This window comes from Streptomyces sp. NPDC004721 (assembly GCF_053601495.1).
Genome location: NZ_JBSGBZ010000042.1, coordinates 22,656 through 41,545, shown reverse-complemented (window position 1 = coordinate 41,545; position 18,890 = coordinate 22,656). Strand labels below are relative to the sequence as shown.

Annotated in this window: 19 protein-coding genes; 8 read left to right on the top strand and 11 right to left on the bottom strand. The window is 72.5% G+C overall.

Annotated features, from left to right (window positions below; translation table 11 throughout):
• Positions 1 to 42 precede the first annotated feature (42 nt).
• Positions 43 to 1,101, bottom strand: a complete 1,059-nt coding sequence (locus ACWEK3_RS30460) for a right-handed parallel beta-helix repeat-containing protein (RefSeq protein ID WP_450544833.1) — start codon at positions 1,099 to 1,101, stop codon at positions 43 to 45.
• 90 nt (positions 1,102 to 1,191) lie between these two features.
• Positions 1,192 to 2,082, bottom strand: coding sequence for an aminoglycoside phosphotransferase family protein (locus tag ACWEK3_RS30455; RefSeq protein WP_453251065.1), 891 nt, complete (start codon positions 2,080 to 2,082; stop codon positions 1,192 to 1,194).
• Between the two features lie 309 nt (positions 2,083 to 2,391).
• On the opposite strand from ACWEK3_RS30455, the gene ACWEK3_RS30450 reads away from it, so the two are divergent.
• A complete protein-coding gene (locus ACWEK3_RS30450) occupies positions 2,392 to 3,045 on the top strand; it encodes a rhomboid-like protein (protein WP_450544836.1) in 654 nt (217 codons plus the stop codon).
• A 24-nt stretch (positions 3,046 to 3,069) separates the two neighbouring features.
• Here ACWEK3_RS30450 and ACWEK3_RS30445 read toward each other — a convergent pair whose 3' ends face one another.
• On the bottom strand, positions 3,070 to 4,569 hold the full coding sequence (locus ACWEK3_RS30445; RefSeq protein ID WP_450544838.1) for an MFS transporter: 1,500 nt from the start codon (positions 4,567 to 4,569) through the stop codon (positions 3,070 to 3,072).
• Positions 4,570 to 4,672: 103 nt separating this feature from the next.
• On the opposite strand from ACWEK3_RS30445, the gene ACWEK3_RS30440 reads away from it, so the two are divergent.
• Entirely contained in the window at positions 4,673 to 5,350 is a 678-nt protein-coding gene (locus tag ACWEK3_RS30440) for a pentapeptide repeat-containing protein (protein ID WP_390874938.1), read from the top strand.
• A gap of 51 nt (positions 5,351 to 5,401) precedes the next feature.
• Here the strand turns inward: ACWEK3_RS30440 and ACWEK3_RS30435 are convergent, their stop codons facing one another.
• Complete coding sequence (locus ACWEK3_RS30435) at positions 5,402 to 5,902, bottom strand: hypothetical protein (protein ID WP_450544840.1); 501 nt, start codon at positions 5,900 to 5,902, stop codon at positions 5,402 to 5,404.
• A 40-nt stretch (positions 5,903 to 5,942) separates the two neighbouring features.
• Here ACWEK3_RS30435 and ACWEK3_RS30430 point away from each other — a divergent pair, with 40 nt between their 5' ends.
• A complete protein-coding gene (locus ACWEK3_RS30430; RefSeq protein ID WP_450544842.1) occupies positions 5,943 to 7,358 on the top strand; it encodes a M1 family metallopeptidase in 1,416 nt (471 codons plus the stop codon).
• A 36-nt stretch (positions 7,359 to 7,394) separates the two neighbouring features.
• Here the strand turns inward: ACWEK3_RS30430 and ACWEK3_RS30425 are convergent, their stop codons facing one another.
• Positions 7,395 to 7,910 carry an N-acetyltransferase family protein gene (locus ACWEK3_RS30425; protein WP_450544844.1) on the bottom strand — a complete coding sequence of 172 codons (516 nt, stop codon included), beginning with the start codon at positions 7,908 to 7,910 and terminating at the stop codon, positions 7,395 to 7,397.
• 133 nt (positions 7,911 to 8,043) lie between these two features.
• Positions 8,044 to 8,619 (bottom strand): TerD family protein, encoded by a 576-nt coding sequence (locus ACWEK3_RS30420; RefSeq protein WP_361412706.1) that lies wholly within the window; start codon positions 8,617 to 8,619, stop codon positions 8,044 to 8,046.
• Positions 8,620 to 8,784: 165 nt separating this feature from the next.
• On the opposite strand from ACWEK3_RS30420, the gene arfB reads away from it, so the two are divergent.
• Complete coding sequence (gene arfB / locus ACWEK3_RS30415; protein ID WP_361412705.1) at positions 8,785 to 9,222, top strand: alternative ribosome rescue aminoacyl-tRNA hydrolase ArfB; 438 nt, start codon at positions 8,785 to 8,787, stop codon at positions 9,220 to 9,222.
• A gap of 43 nt (positions 9,223 to 9,265) precedes the next feature.
• Here the strand turns inward: arfB and ACWEK3_RS30410 are convergent, their stop codons facing one another.
• On the bottom strand, positions 9,266 to 9,784 hold the full coding sequence (locus ACWEK3_RS30410; RefSeq protein ID WP_361412704.1) for a flavin reductase family protein: 519 nt from the start codon (positions 9,782 to 9,784) through the stop codon (positions 9,266 to 9,268).
• A gap of 417 nt (positions 9,785 to 10,201) precedes the next feature.
• Between ACWEK3_RS30410 and cdgB the strand changes: the two genes are divergently transcribed.
• The gene (cdgB, locus tag ACWEK3_RS30405; protein ID WP_450544847.1) at positions 10,202 to 11,860 is read left to right on the top strand and encodes a diguanylate cyclase CdgB; all 1,659 of its coding nucleotides are present in this window, start codon (positions 10,202 to 10,204) and stop codon (positions 11,858 to 11,860) included.
• A gap of 117 nt (positions 11,861 to 11,977) precedes the next feature.
• Positions 11,978 to 12,886 carry a carbohydrate-binding protein gene (locus ACWEK3_RS30400; protein ID WP_450544849.1) on the top strand — a complete coding sequence of 303 codons (909 nt, stop codon included), beginning with the start codon at positions 11,978 to 11,980 and terminating at the stop codon, positions 12,884 to 12,886.
• A gap of 3 nt (positions 12,887 to 12,889) precedes the next feature.
• Here the strand turns inward: ACWEK3_RS30400 and ACWEK3_RS30395 are convergent, their stop codons facing one another.
• From ACWEK3_RS30395 to ACWEK3_RS30385, 3 genes are all read right to left on the bottom strand, one after another.
• Positions 12,890 to 13,822, bottom strand: a complete 933-nt coding sequence (locus ACWEK3_RS30395) for a 1-phosphofructokinase family hexose kinase (RefSeq protein WP_450544882.1) — start codon at positions 13,820 to 13,822, stop codon at positions 12,890 to 12,892.
• A 120-nt stretch (positions 13,823 to 13,942) separates the two neighbouring features.
• Positions 13,943 to 15,085: an N-acetylglucosamine-6-phosphate deacetylase gene (gene nagA / locus ACWEK3_RS30390; RefSeq protein WP_384428839.1), complete on the bottom strand. Its 1,143-nt coding sequence runs from the start codon at positions 15,083 to 15,085 to the stop codon at positions 13,943 to 13,945.
• Positions 15,085 to 16,029 (bottom strand): ROK family protein, encoded by a 945-nt coding sequence (locus ACWEK3_RS30385; RefSeq protein ID WP_453251064.1) that lies wholly within the window; start codon positions 16,027 to 16,029, stop codon positions 15,085 to 15,087. Before ACWEK3_RS30385 ends, nagA begins: the two co-directional genes overlap by 1 nt.
• Positions 16,030 to 16,232: 203 nt before the next feature.
• On the opposite strand from ACWEK3_RS30385, the gene ACWEK3_RS30380 reads away from it, so the two are divergent.
• A complete protein-coding gene (locus tag ACWEK3_RS30380) occupies positions 16,233 to 16,475 on the top strand; it encodes a DUF3263 domain-containing protein (protein WP_141360135.1) in 243 nt (80 codons plus the stop codon).
• A gap of 53 nt (positions 16,476 to 16,528) precedes the next feature.
• Positions 16,529 to 17,404, top strand: coding sequence for a trehalose-phosphatase (otsB, locus tag ACWEK3_RS30375; protein ID WP_453251063.1), 876 nt, complete (start codon positions 16,529 to 16,531; stop codon positions 17,402 to 17,404).
• A gap of 12 nt (positions 17,405 to 17,416) precedes the next feature.
• Here the strand turns inward: otsB and ACWEK3_RS30370 are convergent, their stop codons facing one another.
• The gene (locus ACWEK3_RS30370) at positions 17,417 to 18,847 is read right to left on the bottom strand and encodes an alpha,alpha-trehalose-phosphate synthase (UDP-forming) (RefSeq protein ID WP_453251062.1); all 1,431 of its coding nucleotides are present in this window, start codon (positions 18,845 to 18,847) and stop codon (positions 17,417 to 17,419) included.
• Positions 18,848 to 18,890: the final 43 nt, after the last annotated feature.

Sequence of the window (18,890 nt, the reverse complement as noted above, 5' to 3'; positions counted from 1 at the left end):
CCTTCCTTCTCGGTCCCGTGGGTTCCACGAGTGGCTACGGCCTCAGCACAGTCCCGCAGGCTTGGAGGCCCGGCAGGAGTTCGCTGCGAAGGTGTTGTGGTGCGCGGCGCTCTCCTGGTTGACCAGGTCCGCCGGGGAGTTGCCGTCGAGCACGTTCCGGCTCACCCGGTTCCGCTCGCCGGCCCCGCCGACGATGCTCTTGAACAGCACGATGCCGCCGGAGAAGGGGGACCTGCCCGCGTTGCCGACGACGAGGTTGCGGAACACATCAGTCTGCTCAGTGCCGGTCAGGACGATGCCGGAGCCCTGGAGGAAGGGCAGCCGGGCGGTCGCCGGGCAGAACCTGTTGTTCTCCGCGACCCGGTTTTCGCGCACGGTCAGTGCGCCGGCCCGCGGCTTGTTCTCGTCGCCGACGACGAACACGCCCGCGCAGTTGCCGGAGACGTCGTTGCCCGCGACGGTGAGGTTGCGCAGCCGGCGGACGGTGACGCCGATCCGGTTGCCCTCCAGCCGGTTGCGGGCGATCAGCGTTCCTCCGGTGTCGGCGGCGCCCTGCTCGGCGGTGACCGTGTTGGCCAGGAAGAGTCCCGCGTCGCCGTTGCCCCGGGCGGTGTTGCTCCAGTACTCGCTGCGAACGGACCGCTCCTCGGCGATGCCCCACACCCCGTTCTTCTCGGCGGTCACCTGCCGCACGGTCAGCCGGTCGGTGCCCACGGCCATCAGGCCGGTGTGGGAGAAGCCGGTCAGGGTCAGACGGGAGACGGTGACACCTTCCAGGCGCTTGGCCTTGGTACCCATCACGCAGATGCCGTTGCCCCGCTTGCCGCAGTCGCTCGTGGGCTTCTGTCTGCCCGGTTCCAGGACGGTGCCGCGGCTGCCGCGCAGGGTCAGACGGGGTGTCGTCACCTTGACGCTCTCGTGGTAGACGCCGGGCAGCACCAGCACGGTGTCACCCTGCTTCGCGGAGTCCACCGCCCGCTGGATCGACTGGCCCGGGTGCACCAGGTGCGTCCTGGGCGCCAGGACCGGTGGGGCGGCGGCGATGCCCGAGCCGACCAGCGCGGCGGCGCTCAGGAGCAGAGCGATATGGCGTTTCGTCATATTCTGTACGGTATGACCCGATAGTCGGCTGGAGCGCCCGATGGGCCGTCCGGCGGCGTGTCACCGGCGCGGGCGCGGTCCGGCGGCGTGTCACCGGCGCAGGGCGCGGCCGATCCTCAGCTGTTCGGGGGACAGCGGGCGACCGTCCTCCAGGTCCCACAGGGCGTTCTGCAGCACACGGCCGAGCGTCCAGGCGCGGGCCCGGTCGCGGTCGAGGCCCAGCGCCCAGGTCATGGCCTCGAAGCGCGGGACGACCTCGGCGGGCTCGAAGCGGTTGAACAGCGCCGGGAACAGCTCGAAGCCCGGGTCCCCGGCGAGCGGCTTGGGATCGATGGCCAGCCAGGGCTCGCGGTCGGCGCCGAGGACGTTGTCGTAGTGCAGGTCCCAGTGCAGCAGCCGGTCGCCGCTTTCACGGGCGACCTCGCGCACGGCGGCGGCGCAGTCCGCGAGCAGCCGGCGGTCGTCCCCGCCGGGCAGTCGCCGCAACGCGCTCGGAGTCCGCTCCAGCAGGGCACCCGCGATGTCACCCAGCCGCCGTATCCCCGCCGGGGCCGGTACGGAGGTCAGGCGGGCCAGCAGGCCGGCGATCACCAGGACGGCCTCACGGGTGTCCGGCAGGCGCGTCAGAGGGCGGGCGGAGTCGAGCCGTTCCAGCAGCAGCGTGCCGGTCGGCTCGTCGTGCTCCAGCAGCCGTACGGCCCCCGCACCGTCCCACACGCGCAGCGCCGGCGCCTCTCCCGCGCTCTCCTCGTCGGGCAGTTGGAGCTTCAGGACGGCGGGCAGGAGGTCGGCGCGGATGACCGGAAGGACCAGCGCGCACACGCCGTGCATCGCCGGCCCGTCGATCCGCAGCCGCCACCGGTCGAGGAAGCCGGCCACCTGCCGGGGCAGACCGGCGACGAACGCGCGGCCCGCCGCCCCGTTGAATTTCTCCTGGGAAGCGGCCAGCGCGCCGGGCACCTCGATCACCCTTACGACCATACTTGCGCGTTTGAACCCTCCCCCAGCTGAAGCAGGGGGATTCCTGGCTCAAGCAGCCCATTCGCTCGGCGGGCGAACGAGTCTGACGCTCTCAGCACCAGCCGGGACGGAACCTGCCCGGTTGCCCGTTAAGACAAAGGAGTTGCGCGTGCTTGGCTCTCGCAACGCACGGCAGTCAGCTTACCCAACCGTGTGGGCGGTCTTGCACCTTTTGGGTGAAACCCCGTTCCTTGCCCTGTTTCGCGGGAGTCCGATTCATCTTGCCCCCGGAGCCGGGGGCGTCCTCGGAGGTTCCCGGTGAACGGGGTCATGCGGATGCGGCGTGGGCTCCGGGCGGCGACGGCGTACGTCCGCAGCGCTCCGGGGACGTACGTCTGGCTGCTGATCCTGTTCCTGACCACCGTCGCCCTGCACCACATGTCGCCGCAGTTCGAGGAGCACTTCCTGCGTCACCGCTCGACGAACCTGCGCGAGCTGTCGAACGACCCGGTGCGGGTGCTCTTCTCCAGCGCCATGTGGATCGACAGCGGCCACTGGCTGCCGTACGCGGTCCTCTACACGGTCTTCCACGCCCAGGCCGAGCGCTGGCTGGGCACCCTGCGCTGGCTGCTGGTGTGCCTGACCGCGCACGTGCTGGCGACGCTGATCAGCGAGGGCGCCGTGCTGTGGGCGATCCAGCGGTACATGGTGCCCGCGTCGGCCGTCAACACTCTGGACGTCGGTGTGAGTTACGCCCTGGCCGGGGTGATGGGGGTGCTGACGTACCGGATCGCCCCGCCCTGGCGGTACCTGTACCTGGCCGCCGTCCTCGTCTTCTACGCCGTGTCGCTGGTGACCAGGCACACCTTCACCGATCTGGGGCACTTCGCCGCCGTCCTGGTCGGCCTGGGCTGCTATCCGCTGGTCAGGGGCCGGGGAGAGCCGTGGAACCCGAGGAAGGCGCTGTTCGCCCTGAGGCGTTAGCGCCCGGCTCTCGGGCCCCGTGCCTCATGCCACGGGTTCCGATACGGGCGCCTCCGTCGGGGCCCCGTGCTTGGGGGCCCTGCCCGTCACCATCAGGCCCGCGATCAGACTGGCCACCAGCATGACGGCGGCCGCCCACCAGAGGGCGACCGTGTAGCCGTGGACGATGCCCTCCGGCACCACCCGGGCCCGGTCCGCCCGGCCGCGCAGATGGGCGGTGACGTAGGCGGCGCCGCTGGTCGTGGCGACCGTGTTGAGCAGGGCGGTGCCGATGGAACCGCCGACCTGCTGCGAGGTGTTCACGGTCGCGGAGGTCACCCCCGAGTCCTGCGGGGCGACGCCCGCGGTGGCGGTGGCGAACACCGGCATGAAGGTCAGGCCCATGCCGAGGCCCATCAGCACCAGCGCGGGCAGCACCTCGCTCGGGTAGCGCGAGTCGACCGTGAGCCGGGTCAGGAGCAGTAGCCCGCCCGCGGCGAGGAGCATGCCGGGGACCATGAGCACGCGAGGTGCCACGTGCCGCAGCAGCCGGGCCGAGATCTGCGTCGAACCGGTGATGACCGCGGCGGTCAGCGGCAGGAAGGCGAGACCGGTGCGCAGCGGCGAGTAGCCGAGGATCTCCTGCAGGTAGTACGTCATGAACAGGTACAGCCCGAACATGCCGATCACCGCCAGCAGCATGGTCAGGAGGCACCCCGCCCGGTTGCGGTCCCGCAGGACGTGCAGCGGCAGCAGGGGCACCGGCGCCCGGCTCTGCCACCACACGAACGTCAGGAGCAGCGCCGCACCGAGGGCGAACAGGCTCAGGACCACCGGGTCGGTCCAGCCGCGCGGCTGGGCCTCGCTGAACCCGTAGACGACGGCGACCAGGCCGCCGCAGCCCAGCGCCGCCCCGGGCAGGTCCAGCCGGGCGCTCGCCCGACCCGGCCTGTCGCGCAGCAGGGTCAGGGTGCCGAGGACCGCGACGACGGCGATGGGCACGTTGACGTACAGGCACCAGCGCCAGTTCAGGAACTCCGTCAGCACGCCGCCGACGATGAAGCCGATCGCCGAGCCGCTGCCCGCCAGGGCGCCGTAGATGCCGAACGCCTTCCCGCGCTCCCTGGGGTGGGTGAAGGTCGTGGTCAGCAGGCTGAGCGCGGAGGGGGCGAGGACGGCGGCGAAGGCGCCCTGAAGGGCGCGGGCGCCGTAGAGCATGCCCGAGGAGGTGGCCGCGCCTCCGAACACGGAGGCGGCGGCGAACCCGGCCAGCCCGACGAGGAACGTGCGCTTGCGGCCCACCAGGTCGGCGATCCGCCCGCCGAGCAGGAGCAGCCCGCCGAAGCCGAGGGAGTAGGCGGTGATGACCCACTGCCGGTTGCCGTCGGACATGTGCAGGGCGTGCTGGGCGGAGGGGAGCGCGATGTTCACGATCGTCGCGTCCAGGACCACCATCAGCTGCGCGAGCGCGATGACGACCAGTGCCCACCAGCGGTGCCGGTCGGTTTCCCGGGACGAGGATTGACCTGGACGGGCGACGCTCACCTGGCCAGAAGACCATGAATCGGGAGGTATCGCATCCTCGTGCATGCAGGGCGCCCCGCGGTCGGGAGGGGGGATTGTCAGTGGCGGGGGGCAGCATGGGGGCATGGTGAGCGGAGCGAGCGGTAGGGCCGGTGTGAAGAGCGCGCGGCGGCCCGAGGTGCGGTTGCCGGCGCTGGAGGCGTACGGCGGCGGGGGACTGGCGCCGGACGGGGACTACGACGGGCTGGAGTTCCGGGAGGAGGACTTCGCCGGGCAGGACGGGGCGGGGGCCCGGTTCCTGGACTGCGCGCTCGGAGGCTGCGCGCTGGACGACGCGTCGCTGCGGCACGCCCGCTTCCTGGACTCGGTCCTCACCGGCATACGGGGTGTCGGCACCGACCTCGCCGAGGCGACCCTGCGTGATGTGGAGGTGGTCGACGCCCGCCTCGGCGGTGTGCAGTGCCACGGTGCGGTCCTGGAGCGCGTGTGGATCCGCGGCGGCAAGATCGACTACCTGAACCTGCGCAGGGCCCGGCTGCGGGACGTCGTCTTCGAGGGCTGCGTCCTCGTCGAGCCGGACTTCGGGGGCGCCCGGCTTGAGCGGGTGGAGTTCGTGGACTGCGTGGTCAAGGGCGTCGACTTCAGCGCGGCGACGCTCTCGGACGTGGACCTGCGGGGCGCCGCATCCCTGGAGATCGCGCGCGGGCTGGACCGGCTGGCGGGCGCGGTGATCAGCACCGGTCAGCTCCTGGACCTGGCGCCGGTGCTGGCGGCGGAGCTGGGGATCAGGGTGGAGGGGTGAGGGGACTGAAAGAGCTGAAGGGCTGAAAGGGGCTTCCGGCCGAGAGACGGTTCAGGAGACGCGGGGGTAGCGGGCCTGGAGGGTCCAGATCGCCGGGTTCTCCGCCAGGTCCTCGTGCAGGTCGCACAGGTCGGCGACGAGATCGTGCAGGAAGTCACGGGCCTCGCGGCGCAGCGCCGCGTGCGAGAAGCTCAGCGGGGACTCCTCGACGGGCATCCAGTCGGACACGATGTCGACCCAGCCGAAGCGGCGCTCGAAGAGCATGCGGTCCGTGGACTCGGTGAAGTCCAGCTCCGCCCGCTGCGGACGGGAGGCGCGGGAGCCGGCCGGGTCCCGGTCCAGCCGCTCGACGATGTCGCACAGGGCCCAGGCGAAGTCGAGTACGGGCACCCAGCCCCAGGCCGTGGCCAGTTCGCGGTCCGACTCGGTGTCGGCCAGGTAGACGTCGCCGCAGAACAGGTCGTGCCGCAGCGCCCGCACGTCCGCGCGGCGGTAGTCCGTCTGCGGCGGGTCGGGGAAGCGGTTGGAGAGGGCGTAGCCGATGTCGAGCACGTAGGCGATGGTGTCATGTGCCCCGCATAGGATCGCGCGCGTGCATCGATCTGCCCTGCTTGTCCGGACCGCCGCGGCCGGCTGCGCCCTGCTCGCGCTGACGCTGACCGGGTGCGACGGCGGTGTCCGGGGCACCCCGGGCGGGGCCGGGGTGCACGATCCGTACTTCCCCAGGGCGGGCAACGGCGGGTACGACGTCAGCCACTACGGCCTGACCCTCGACTACGACCCGGGCCGGCGTCACCTCACGGGTACGGCGGTGATCACCGCCCGGGCCGCCAAGGACCTGTCCGCCTTCGACCTCGATCTCGTGGGGCTCGACGTCCGGAGCGTCACGGTGGAGGGGAGGGCCGCCTGGTTCAGCCGGGCCGGGCAGGAACTCACCGTGCGCCCGCACGACGATCTGGTGAAGGGGAAGACGTTCACCGCGACGGTGCGCTACTCGGGGCGGCCGCAGGCCGTCGTCGACCCGGACGGGGCGCGGGAGGGATGGCTGCCCACCGCCGACGGCGCTCTCGCCCTCGGTGAACCGGTCGGCTCGATGGCGTGGTTCCCGGGGAACCACCATCCGTCCGACAAGGCCACGTACGACATCTCGGTCACCGTGCCCGAGGGTCTGCGGGCCGTCTCCAACGGCGAGTTGAGGAGCGAGACGACCAGCGGGGGGCGTACGACGTTCCGGTGGCGCACCGCCGAGCCGATGGCGAGCTATCTGGCCACCGTCGCGATCGGCCGCTTCGAGATCACCCGCTTCACCACGAGGAGCGGTCTGCCGGTGTACGTCGCCGTGGAGCCGTCCCAGGTGCGGGCGAGCGGGGCCGTGACGGCCAGGATTCCCGAAATCGTCGAGTGGGCGGAGCGCCGCTTCGGCCCGTACCCCTTCTCGTCCACCGGCGCGATCGTCGGCCGTCGCGAGGACGCCGGTTACGCCCTGGAGACCCAGAACCGGCCCGTCTTCCCCGGCGCCCCCGACATCGGAACCCTCGTCCACGAACTCGTCCACCAGTGGTACGGGGACTCCGTCACCCCGAAGAGCTGGCGGGACATGTGGCTGAGCGAGGCCTTCGCGACGTACGCGCGGTGGCTGTGGGACGAGGACCACGGCGGCCGGACCGCGCAGCAGGCCTTCGACGCGCTCCAACGAGGCGACTACTTCGCCGACGACGCCCAGAACAGGGCCTTGTGGTCCTTTCCACCCGCCAAGCCGGTCGACGCCGCGCACATCTCCGAACGGCCCGTCTACGAACGCGGCGCGATGGTTCTGCACAGGATCCGCCAGGCGGTCGGTGACCACGCCTTCGACGACATCGTCCGGGGCTGGGCCGCGGCCCACCGCCACGGCAACGCGGACACCGCCGACTTCACCGCCTACGTGGAGAAGAAGGCCCCGGGCACGGACTTCGGCGGGATATGGGCCGACTGGCTGTACGGGGACGGCAAGCCGACGGGTCCCTGACCGCGGCCGGCCGGTCCCATCAGCCGGCCCGTTCCCTCAGTCCAGCCGCTTGCGCAGCACCACGCACGGGCGGCCCATGTGCCGGTCCCGGCGGTGGGCGAGGTGCCGGTAGCCGAGGGCGGTCCAGAACGCCAGGCCCCCGGGGTTGTTCCCGAGAACGGCCAGGCGCACGGCGGCCCGGCCCGCGGCACGGAAGCGGTCCTCGACGAGGGACGCCAACCGGCGTCCGTAGCCGTGCCGTTGTGCGCCCGCGTCGATCATCAGCAGGCCGATCCACGGGTCCGGGTCGGCCGGGTCGGGATGGTGGGCGAGCGTGATCGCGATCCCGACGAGCCGTCCCTCGCTGCGGGCGAGCAGCACCTCCGCGTCCGGGGCGGCCAGTTCGTCCGCCAGCGCGGTCGCCACCTGTTCCGGGCGGATGTCGTCCGGGTCGGGGAAGTCGCCGCTGAGGGCGTGGAAGTCGCGCTGGGAGGCGTAGAGCGTGGTGAGCTCGGTCAGCAGCTCGCCCGGGAGGCCGCGGTCCGGCGGGAGGGTCAGGGGCTCGAGGAACACCCGGGCAACGTACCGCGCACCACACGCCCCGGGTGCCCTCTGGCGCGGAGGACGGCCGGCCGGAGCGGTGGGGAGCAGCGCCCGCAGCTCCGGCCCTTCGCGGGCCGGGGCTGCGGGCGGCGGACCGCGTCCGTCAGACGTTGACGCCGAAGTCCTGGGCGATGCCGACCAGGCCCGAGGCGTAGCCCTGGCCAACGGCGCGGAACTTCCACTCCGCGCCGTTGCGGTACAGCTCGCCGAAGACCATGGCCGTCTCGGTGGCCGCGTCCTCCGACAGGTCGTAGCGGGCGATCTCGGTGCCGCCTGCCTGGTTGACGATGCGGATGTAGGCGTTGCGGACCTGGCCGAAGTTCTGGCCGCGGTTCTCGGCGTCGTAGATGGAGACCGGGAAGACGACCTTGTCGACGTCGGCGGGGAGCCCGGCGAGGTTGACGTTGATCGCCTCGTCGTCTCCCTCGCCCTCGCCGGTGACGTTGTCGCCGGTGTGGACGATGGAGTTGTCCGGGGTCTGCTTGTTGTTGAAGAAGACGAAGTGCTGGTCCGAGTAGACCTTGCCCTGCGCGTTGACCGCGATCGCGGACGCGTCCAGGTCGAAGTCCGTGCCGGTGGTGGTGCGGACGTCCCAGCCGAGGCCCACGGTGACGGCGGTCAGGCCCGGAGCCTCCTTGGTGAGCGAGACGTTGCCACCCTTGGACAGGCTTACAGCCATTGTTGGGAGTCCCTTCCCTCGTTGCGTGTGCGGACGAAGCTACCGCCACCCATAGGAACGTCGAGGGGGTCCTGCGGGTTCCGCGTCCCTTTACCTTTTTTACCCACCCGATCGAACACGTCCGCGGCGAAAACATGATGACGTGACACGGTGGGGAAGGGGAACATGGACGACATGTCCGGTCCCCATCTCATCCGCGGCTCCGTCGCGCTCCCCGAGGCCGAACTGGCCTGGCGCTTCTCGCGGTCCTCCGGGCCGGGCGGCCAGCACGTCAACACCACGGACTCCCAGGTGGAGTTGCGTTTCGACCTCGCCGGCACCGAGGCGCTGCCCGAGGTGTGGAAGCAGCGTGCGCTGGAGCGCCTCGCGGACCGGCTCGTCGACGGCGTCATCAGCGTGCGCGCCTCCGAGCACCGCTCCCAGTGGCGCAACCGCGAGGCCGCTGCCGTGCGCCTCGCCGCGATCCTCGCCGAGGCGACCGCGCCCCCGCCCAGGCCGCGCAGGCCCACCAGGATCCCGCGCGGCATCAACGAGCGGCGGCTGCGCGAGAAGAAGCAGCGCTCCGAGACGAAGCGGGGGCGCTCCGGGAAGGACTGGGGGTAGCCCCGGGTACGGCGCCGGAGGGACGCCGGACGCGGGCGGGGCGTCAGCCCAGCCGGCGGTAGCGGCCGCGGTAGTACAGCAGCGGTTCGCCGCCCGTGCCGGGCAGGCGGGCCGTCAGGACCCGGCCGATGACCAGGGTGTGGTCGCCCGCCGGCACCCGCTGCTCGGTGCGCAGCTCCAGGGTGGCCAGGGCGTCGGTCAGCAGGGGGGCGCCGGAGACCTCGCCGCGGGTGTGGGGGAGGTCCCTGAACAGCAGGCGGTCGCTGACCCGGCCCTTCATGGCGAAGCGGCCGGCGGCGGTGTGCTGGCTGTCGGTGAGGACCGAGACCGCCCACAGGGGCTGTTCGGCGAGCAGGTCGTCCATGCGGGAGCCCTCGCGCAGGCTGACCAGGGCCAGCGGCGGGTCCAGGGACACCGACATGAACGCCGTCGCCGTCATGCCCGCGTCCTCGCCGGCCGGCGCCTGCGGGTCGTCCGGGTCGAGCGGCGGCTCCTGCGCGGTCACCAGGACCACACCGGCGGCCAGCCTGGACATCGCGGCACGGAACTCCTCGTTGGTCACCCCCTCAGCATGCCCGGGCAGGGGTCCCCCCTGCCCGAGCGGAGCCCGGAGCTCGGCGGAGGCGGTGGGGGAGGCGGGCGGTACGGAGGAAGTCTTCAACACACACGGAACGCTAACCACCGGTCCGTGGCCGCCGCATCGGGCCTCCGCCCGAAGCCGGACCTAGGACCAGCGGACGAGTATGTCGTGCATCATGTCTCCACGGCCGCGTGGCCCGCGTTCACCAAACGCACAGGGAAAAGACAGAAACCGCACTCAATTGTTCACGTTCATCTGTGACTTGAGTCACAAGAGCTGTGAATTGTTGACCCTGTGTACCGAGTGGGCTTCGCGCTGTGATTCAGTGGCGGAGAATGCGCAGACGAACGCCGAACAGCACCCTTGATTCGCTGGCGAGGTCTCGGGGGGAGGGCGAGCATGGAGACCGACTCGGAGCCGTACGTCCGCCTGGCGTCCCTGCGGCAACTGCACCAGGTCATGGCGGACATGAACACCGCGAGGAGTCTGGCGGACACACTGCAGACCGTCGCCGACGGCGTCGTGCAGGGCCTCGGCTACGAGCTGGCCTGTGTCAACCTCGTGCGTGCCGACGGTGACCTCGTGGTCGCCGCCTTCGCCGGGAACTCCGCCGCGGAGGCGCTGATCACCGGCCGCGTCGGCTCCCGGGAGTCCTGGGACCGCCGGCTGGCCATGGGCGAGCAGTGGGGCGGCCTGGTCTTCATACCCCATACCGAGGGCTGGGTCCTCGACGACGACGACGTCCCGACGTGGTACACCGACGGGCCCGCGCCGCGCTTCGAGGACGAGTGGCACCCCGCCGACCGGCTCTTCGCGCCCATGGACGTACCCGGCGGGTCCGGCGGCTCCTCCGGCGAACTGCTCGGCGTGATCTCCGTGGACCGCCCGCGCAACGGCCGCCGGCCCGGCGCCTGGGGCCGTGAGGCCCTCCAGATGTACGCCTTCCAGGCGGCCATCGCGATCAGCAACGCCCGGCTGCGCTCCAACATGCAGCGCGCCCTCATACGCCTGGAGCGCGAGCAGCAGGCCCTGCGCGCCAGCGAGGAGAGTTTCCGCCAGGCCTTCGAGTACGCGCCCTCCGGCATGGCCATCGCCGAGATGGGCGGCGACCAGCACGGCCGGATCCTGCGCACCAACGACGCCCTGTGCCGCCTGCTGGGCCGCCCCGCCTCCGCCATGCGCCGCTACTCCTTCTCCGACCTCGTCCACCCCGAGGACATAGGCACCCTGCTGCGGACCTCGGCCGAGGGCGGCCGGGCGGAGCTGCGCCTGGGTCGCCGCGACGGCTCGTACGTGTGGGTGTCCCTGCGCAACTCCGTCGTCGCGGACGCCGCCGACGGGCCCCGCTTCCTGCTCACCCACGTCGAGGACATAGAGGAGCGCAAGCGCCGCGAGCTCCAGCTCGCCCACCGCGCCTCCCACGACTCCCTCACCGGCCTGCCGAACTCCGCCGAGCTGCGTGCCCGCCTGTCCGCCCGGCTGTGCCGGCGGCCCCAGTCCGCGCACGCGGGCGACGCCGAGTCGCAGGACACCGCCTACGGCCACCCCGGCTACGACGTCGGCGACCACGGCTTCGACTTCCGGCCGGGCACCCGGGCCTACGACGGCTACGACCACCACGTGCACACCGTCGCCCCCGAGGGCGACCACGACGACGGCGCCAAGGGCCTCGCGGTCCTCTTCTGCGACCTCGACGGCTTCAAGTCGATCAACGACCGGTTCGGGCACAACGCGGGCGACGCGGTGCTCATCGAGGTGGCCCGGCGGCTGAGCAACGGCGTGCGCGACGGCGACACCGTGGCCCGGCTCGGTGGCGACGAGTTCGTGATCCTCGCCGACGGCCTCGGCCGGGCCGACGCCCAGGACCTCGCCGTACGGCTGCGGAACGAGATCATCCAGCCGATCCGCGCCGAGGGCCGGGCCGTCCGGGTCGGGGCGAGCTTCGGCATCGGGTGGGCCCAGTGCGGCATGACGGCGGACGAAGTGCTGAAATCAGCCGACGAACGGATGTACGTCGAGAAACGATCTCGTCCCAAACAGCATCGCCGTGCCGGATGATCCGCAGGTCAGCCACCCTGTGCGGCATGAGTCACCCGTTTGGGCCCCGCGAAGCGGGTAGGCTCGCCTTTCTCACGACGTACCGCACCACCCGCACCTGTTGAGGAGTACCAAGGGATGACGCCCGGCAACAGCGGCGCGAGCACGCCCGAGGACGACGACCCGTTCGGCTACCTGTACGCCGACGGCCAGGCCAACGGAGCCCAGCCGCCCTCCGGCGGTTACGGCTACCCGAACTCGGTCAACCGTGTCCGCGCGGTCGGTCAGCGGCAGTACGGCCAGGTCCCGCAGCAGCAAGGCGCGTACGGCCAGCCGAGCGCTCATTACGCCGCACCCGAGACCCTCCCCGGCGGCGCCCCGGCGCGGCAGCAGCCCCAGGGTGGTGGCGGCCGTGGCCGCGGTCCGAACACCAAGGGCCTGCTGATCGGCGCCATCGCGGTGGTCGCCGCGGTCGTCATCGGCATCGGCGTGGCGATGATCAGCGACGACTCGGGCAAGAAGGACGACAACCAGGCCGGCGATACGCCCCCGACGGCCACGCAGAGCACCGAGCCGAGCCCGTCGGCGAGCAGCAGCGCACCGAGCGACGGCGAGTTGCCGAAGACCGACGCCGAGGCCCTGCATCTGGACGGCGGCGCCACCAAAGCCTCGGACATCAAGGGCGCCCAGGCGGCCGGCGGCGTCTATGTGGCGAACTTCAACAACGTCGGCGCCTCGGCCACCTGGAGCGTCGACGGCATCCCCGAGGACGGCAAGTACACCGTGTTCGTCGGTTACGGCGTCCCGGGCAAGGACGGCACCGCCACTCTGACGGTCAACGGCACCGTGTCCAGCACGCCGATCAACCTGAAGAACTGGGCGAACGCAGCCGAGGGCGACTACGAGAAGGGCTGGACGAAGACCTACAACTGGATCCAGCTCAACAAGGGCACGAACACCATCAAGATCTCGTGCGAGCAGGGTAACCAGTGTGATGCGAACCTTGACCAGCTGTGGCTGGTCAAGGGCTGGGTCAAGTCGGGCTGACGCTCACGCCGCGGTGGCCTCTCCGGTCACCGAGACCCGCCCCAGCAGTTCCTCGTAGGCCGCGCGGTCGAACTCGCCGGCCACCGGGGACAGGACCGTCGCCGTGGACAGGGCGACCGCGCGGCTCAGGCGGTCCGGCCAGGGCAGGTGCTGGGCGAGACCGGAGAGCAGGCCCGCGACCGCGGAGTCGCCGGCGCCGGTCGGGTTGCCCTTGACGCGGGACGGCGGGGCGGCCCGCCACAGGCCGTCGGAGGTGTGCGCGAGCAGGCCCTCCGCGCCCAGGGAGGCGACCACCGCGCGGGCGCCGCGGCGGCGGGCGTCGTGGGTGGCGCGCAGCGGCTCGTGGGAGCCGGTGAGTTCGGCCAGTTCGTCGGCGTTCGGCTTGACGATGTCGGGGCGGGCGGCCACGGCCCGGCGCAGCGCCTCGCCACTGGTGTCCAGCAGCACCGGCACGTTCGCGGCGCGCGCGGTGCGCACCAGACCGGCGTACGCGCCCACCGGCAGCCCCGGCGGCAGACTGCCGCACAGCGCCACCGCCGACACCGAGCCGAGCAGGTCCTCGTAGACGTCCTGGAAGGCGGACCACTCGGCCGGGGTGACGACCGGGCCGGGCTCGTTGAGCTGGGTGGTGTCGCCGGTGCGCTGGTCCACCACGGCTATCGTGCGCCGGGTCGCACCGGCCACCGGGACCAGCGCGTCCACGACGCCCGGTGCCTCGGACGCGAGGAGGTCACGCACCTCGTGCCCGGTGGCCCCGCCCGCGAAGCCGGTGACCGTCACCTCGTGACCGAGGGCCGCCAGCACCCGGCCCACGTTCACGCCCTTGCCGCCGGGCCGCTCGGTCACCTCGGACACCCGGTGGGAGGCGTGCTGCCGCAGGGACGGCACCCGATAGGTGATGTCGAGAGCGGTGTTCAGCGTGACCGTGAGGATCACCGGGCCGACCTCCCCCGAGTAAGCGCGTCCGCCGCGAAGTTCCGGAGACTCGATCATGCCAAAGACCTGGCCCACCGCCCACCCCTCCGACCGGCCACCGTGGCCGGATGGGCGGACGGATCAGCCCAGTTGGGGCTCAACCACCCATGCGCCCCGCCGCATGACGCCCTTCAGGGCGAAGTCCTCGTCCAGCAGGACGAGATCGGCGTCCTTGCCGGGTTCCAGGGAGCCCACCCGGTCGTCCATCCCGAGCAGCCGGGCCGGATTGGCGGACAGCGCGGCGACCACGTCCGTGACCGGCAGCCGGTCGACCGTGACCGCCCGCCGGAACGCCCGGTCCAGGGTCAGGGTCGAGCCCGCGATCGAGCCGCCCTCCACCAGCCGCGCCACCCCGCCGTCGACCTCGACCTGGAGCGGGCCCAGCAGGTAGCGGCCGTCGCCGATCCCGGCGGCGTCCATGGCGTCGGTGATGAACGCGACCCGCCCGGCGCCCGCGTGATGGAACGCCATCTCCAGGGCGGCCGGGTGCAGGTGCACACCGTCGTTGATCAGCTCGACCGTGATCCGCTCGTCCTCCAGCAGGGCCGCGATCGGGCCGGGGGCACGGTGGCCGAGCGGCGGCATCGCGTTGAACAGGTGGGTGGCGACGGTGGCTCCGGCGTCGATCGCCTCCACCGTCTGCTCGTACGTGGCGTCCGTGTGTCCGATCGCCGCGATCACGCCGTGCTCCGCGAGCAGCCGTACGGAGTCGATGCCGCCGGGGAGTTCCGTGGCCAGGGTCATCATCCTGGCCCGGCCGCGGGCGGCGTCGATCAGCTTGCGCACCTCGGCGGGGTCCGGGTCGCGCAGCAGCTCCTCGGAGTGCGCTCCCTTGCGGCACGGCGAGATGAACGGCCCCTCGAAGTGGACGCCCGCGATCTCGCCCTGCTCGGCGAGTTCCGACAGCAGCCCCGCCTGCTTGACGAGGAGGCCCATGTCGTCGGTGACGGTCGAGGCGACCAGGGTGGTGGTGCCGTGCTCCCGGTGGGTGCGGACGGCGGTCAGCACGTCGTCGGCCGTGCCGGAGAAGGAGGCGCCGCCTCCGCCGTGGTTGTGGATGTCGACGAAGCCGGGGACCAGCCAGTGCCCGCGTACGTCGAGGATCTCGGCGTCCTCCCGGGCGTTGTCGGCGATCCGCGTGCCGTCGACGATCACACGGCCGCCGTCCACGATCCCGGTGGGCAACACCACCCGGGCTCCGGTCAGAACCTTGCTGGGGGCCATCAGGTGGCTACCTCCGGAAAAGTCGTAGAAGTGTTGAGCAGGTCCCAGGCCAGGAGCCCCGCGCCCAGGCATCCGGCGGTGTCCCCGAGGGCCGCGGGGACGATCGACGGCAGCTTCTGGAAGGTGACGCGCCGCCGGACCGCCTCGCGCAGCGGCGAGAACAGCGTCTCGCCCGCCTCGGCGAGCCCGCCGCCGATGATCAGCGTGCGCGGATCCAGCAGGGTGAGCGCGGTGACCAGCCCGTCGGCGAGCGCGTCCACCGCCTCCTGCCAGACCGCCCGCGCCCGCGCGTCCCCGGACTCCACGGCCTTGGCGCAGTCCGCCGCGTCCGCGTCCGGGTCCCCGCACGCCTCGGCCCACGCCTGGCTGACCGCCGACGCGGAGGCGAACCGCTCCAGACAGCCGCGCTGCCCGCACGGACAGGCCAGGCCCCCGGGGCGTACGACGATGTGGCCGATCTCGCCCGCGAAGCCGTGCGCGCCCGCCTCCACCCGGCCGTCGATGCCGATGGCGCCCGCGATCCCGGTGCCCAGCGGCACGAAGAGGAACCGGTCGGCGCCCTTGCCCGCCCCGATCCGGCCTTCGGCCAGCCCCCCGGTGCGCACGTCGTGGCCCAGGGCCACGGGGGCGCCGAGCCGCTCGGCGAGCAGGTCGCGCAGAGGTACGTCACGCCAGCCGAGGTTGGCCGCGTAGACGGCGACGCCTCGCGCCTCGTCGACGATGCCGGGGACGGCGACACCGGCCGCGGCCGCCTCCTCCCCGAGGTGCCGGACGCCGTGCTCCCGCAGCTCGGCGGCGAAGTCGAGGATGCCCTCGACGACGGCGTCCGGTCCGCGCTCGCGGCCGGTCGCCCGGCGGGCCCGGTGCAGCAGCGAGCCGTCGGCGGCGACCAGGGCGGCCTTCATCCCGGTGCCACCCACATCGAGGGCGATGACGTGTTTCACGTGGAACAGTGTGGACCCGTCGACCGGGAGAGGTCTAGTCCACTTACTTGGTGCAGACCAATTGTGTCCACATGGTGACACCGGTACGGCCGGAACGGTGCGGCGGCGCCGGCCCAGCCGTGCCAGTCGGGCCAGTCGGCCCAGCCGTGCCAGTCGGGTCCCGACGAGGGCCGCTGTCGGTGGTGGAGGCTACGGTGCCTGGTATGGACGACGACGAGGAGCAGGGGCTCGGCCGCAGGGAGCGGGACATCCTCGCCCTGGAGCGCCGCGGCTTCACCGGCCCCGGCGCGAAGGAGCGCGCGATACGCGAGGAACTGGGCCTCTCGCCCGTCCGCTACTACCAGCTCCTCAACGCCCTCCTCGACGACACCCGTGCCCTCGCCCACGACCCGGTCACGGTGAACCGGCTGCGCCGGGTGCGCGAGGCCCGGCGCGCAGAGCGCTGAGACCCGCCCGGAACGGAGGAGTGCCCGCGGCCGTGGAGGGATAGGTTCGCCCTATGGGAAGCCAGGACAGTCACGCCACCGACTCGACCGCCCCCGTCTCCTCCCTCCCGACGCCCGCCACTCCGGCGGGCCGGGACGGGCTCGCCGCGATCCTCACCCGGCCGGAGCACGCGCTGATCGCGCTCGACTTCGACGGGACGCTCGCCCCGATCGTCCCCGACCCCGACCAGGCCCGCGCCCACCCGGACGCCGTGCCCGCGCTCTCCGCGCTCGCCCCGAAGGTGGCCGCCGTCGCGGTGGTCACCGGCCGCCCGCCCGGCGTCGCGGTGCGCCACGGCGGCTTCGCGGGCGTACCCGGCCTGGAACACCTGGTGGTCCTCGGCCACTACGGCGCCGAGCGCTGGGACGCCGCCACGGGCACGGTCACCGCCCCGCCCCCGCACCCCGGTGTCGCCGCGGTCCGCGCCGAACTGCCCGGCCTCCTCGACCGGATCGGCGCCTGGCACGGCACCTGGATCGAGGAGAAGGGCCGCTCGGTCGCCGTCCACACCCGCCGCGCGGACGACCCGCAGGCCGCGTTCGAGGCGCTGCGCGAGCCCCTCGCCGACCTGGCCCGCCGCCACGCGCTGATCGTCGAGCCCGGCCGCATGGTCCTCGAACTGCGCCCTCCGGGCATGGACAAGGGCGTCGCCCTCCTGGACTGCGCCCGCGACCTGGGCGCCACGTCGGTCCTGTACGCGGGCGACGACCTGGGCGACCTGCCGGCCTTCGCCGCGGTCGACAAACTCCGCTCGGACGGGATTCCGGGCGTCCTGGTCTGCAGCGGCAGCACGGAGGTCACGGAGGTGTCGGAGCGGGCCGACCTGGTGGTGGACGGCCCGGCCGGGGTGGTGGCACTGCTGAGGAGCCTGGCGGACCACCTCGCCTAGCCGCTCGGCCGCTCAGCCGCCCAGTTCCTCCAGCTGGTCCAGGAACCACTGAGCGGGCGGCAGCGCGGTCGCGGCGGCGGCCAGCCGCTTCGTCCGCTCCGCCCGCTCGTGCTCCGGCATGCTCAGCGCCCGGTGCAGCGCCCCGGCCGTCCCGACCACGTCGTACGGGTTGACGACGACCGCGTCCTCCCCCAGCTCCGCGTACGCGCCCGCCTCCCGCGACAGCACCAGCGCACACCCCGAGTCGGAGACGACCGGCACCTCCTTGGCGACCAGGTTCATCCCGTCCCGGATGGGGTTGACCAGCGCCACGTCGGCGATCCGGTACGCCGCGAGCGAGCGCGCGAAGTCGTCCTCCACGTGCAGCAGGACCGGGGTCCAGCCGGGCGTCCCGTAGTGCGCGTTGATCTCCTCGGCCACCCGCCGCACCTCCTCCGTGTACTCCCGGTACACCGCGAGGTCCTGCCGTGAGGGGTAGGCGAACGCCACGTGCACCACCCGCTCGCGCCACTCGGGGCGGTCCTCCAGCAGCTGCCGGTACGCGTGCAGCCCCCGCACGATGTTCTTGGACAGCTCGGTCCGGTCCACCCGCACGACCGTCCGGCGCGGGCCCCCGTCCGGTCCGGCGCCGACCTCCTCGCGCAGCGCCGCCATCCGCTCCTCGACGTCGGCACGGTGCGACCGCTCCCGCAGGAACTCCGCGTCCGCGCCCAGCCCGTGCACCCCGATCCGGGTGCCCCCGAGCCCGCCGACGAGCGCGTCGCAGCAGCCGGCGAACGCGTCCGCCCACCGCTGGGTGAGGAAGCCCAGCCGGTCCGCGCCCAGCATCCCGCGCAGCACCTGCTCGGCGATGTCGTCGGGGAGGATCCGGAAGTAGTCCGCCGGCGCCCAGGGCGTGTGCGAGAAGTGCCCGATGCGCACATCGGGCCGGAAGTCGCGCAGCATCCCCGGCACGAGCGTCAGGTGGTAGTCCTGCACCACCACGGCCGCCCCCTCGGCCGCCTCCTCCGCCAGCGCCTCGGCGAAGGCCAGGTTGTAGGCCTCGTAGGACTTCCAGCGGCGCCGGAAGTCCGCGTCGAAGACCGGCTCCAGCGGGGTCTGGTACAGCATGTGGTGGACGAACCACAGCACCGAGTTGGCGATGCCGTTGTAGGCGTCGGAGAAGACCTTCGCGTCGATGTCGAGCATCCGCACCTGCTGCCCGCCGGTCGCCTCCGACGGCAGCCGGCGCCCGCTCTCGAAGCGGACCGCCGCCTCCCGGTCGGCGTCGCTCAGCGCGGCGCACACCCACACCGCGCCCGCCTCCGGACCGATCGCGGAGAGCCCGGACACCAGCCCTCCGCCTCCGCGCCGGGAGTGGAGCGAGCCGTTCTCGCGCACCTCGTACGAAACCGGGCCGCGATTGGACGCGACCAGTACCTCGGCACCGTGCGTAGAAGCCATACGCCTCAACTTAGCCCGGCCCCGAAACGCTCAAACGTACGGT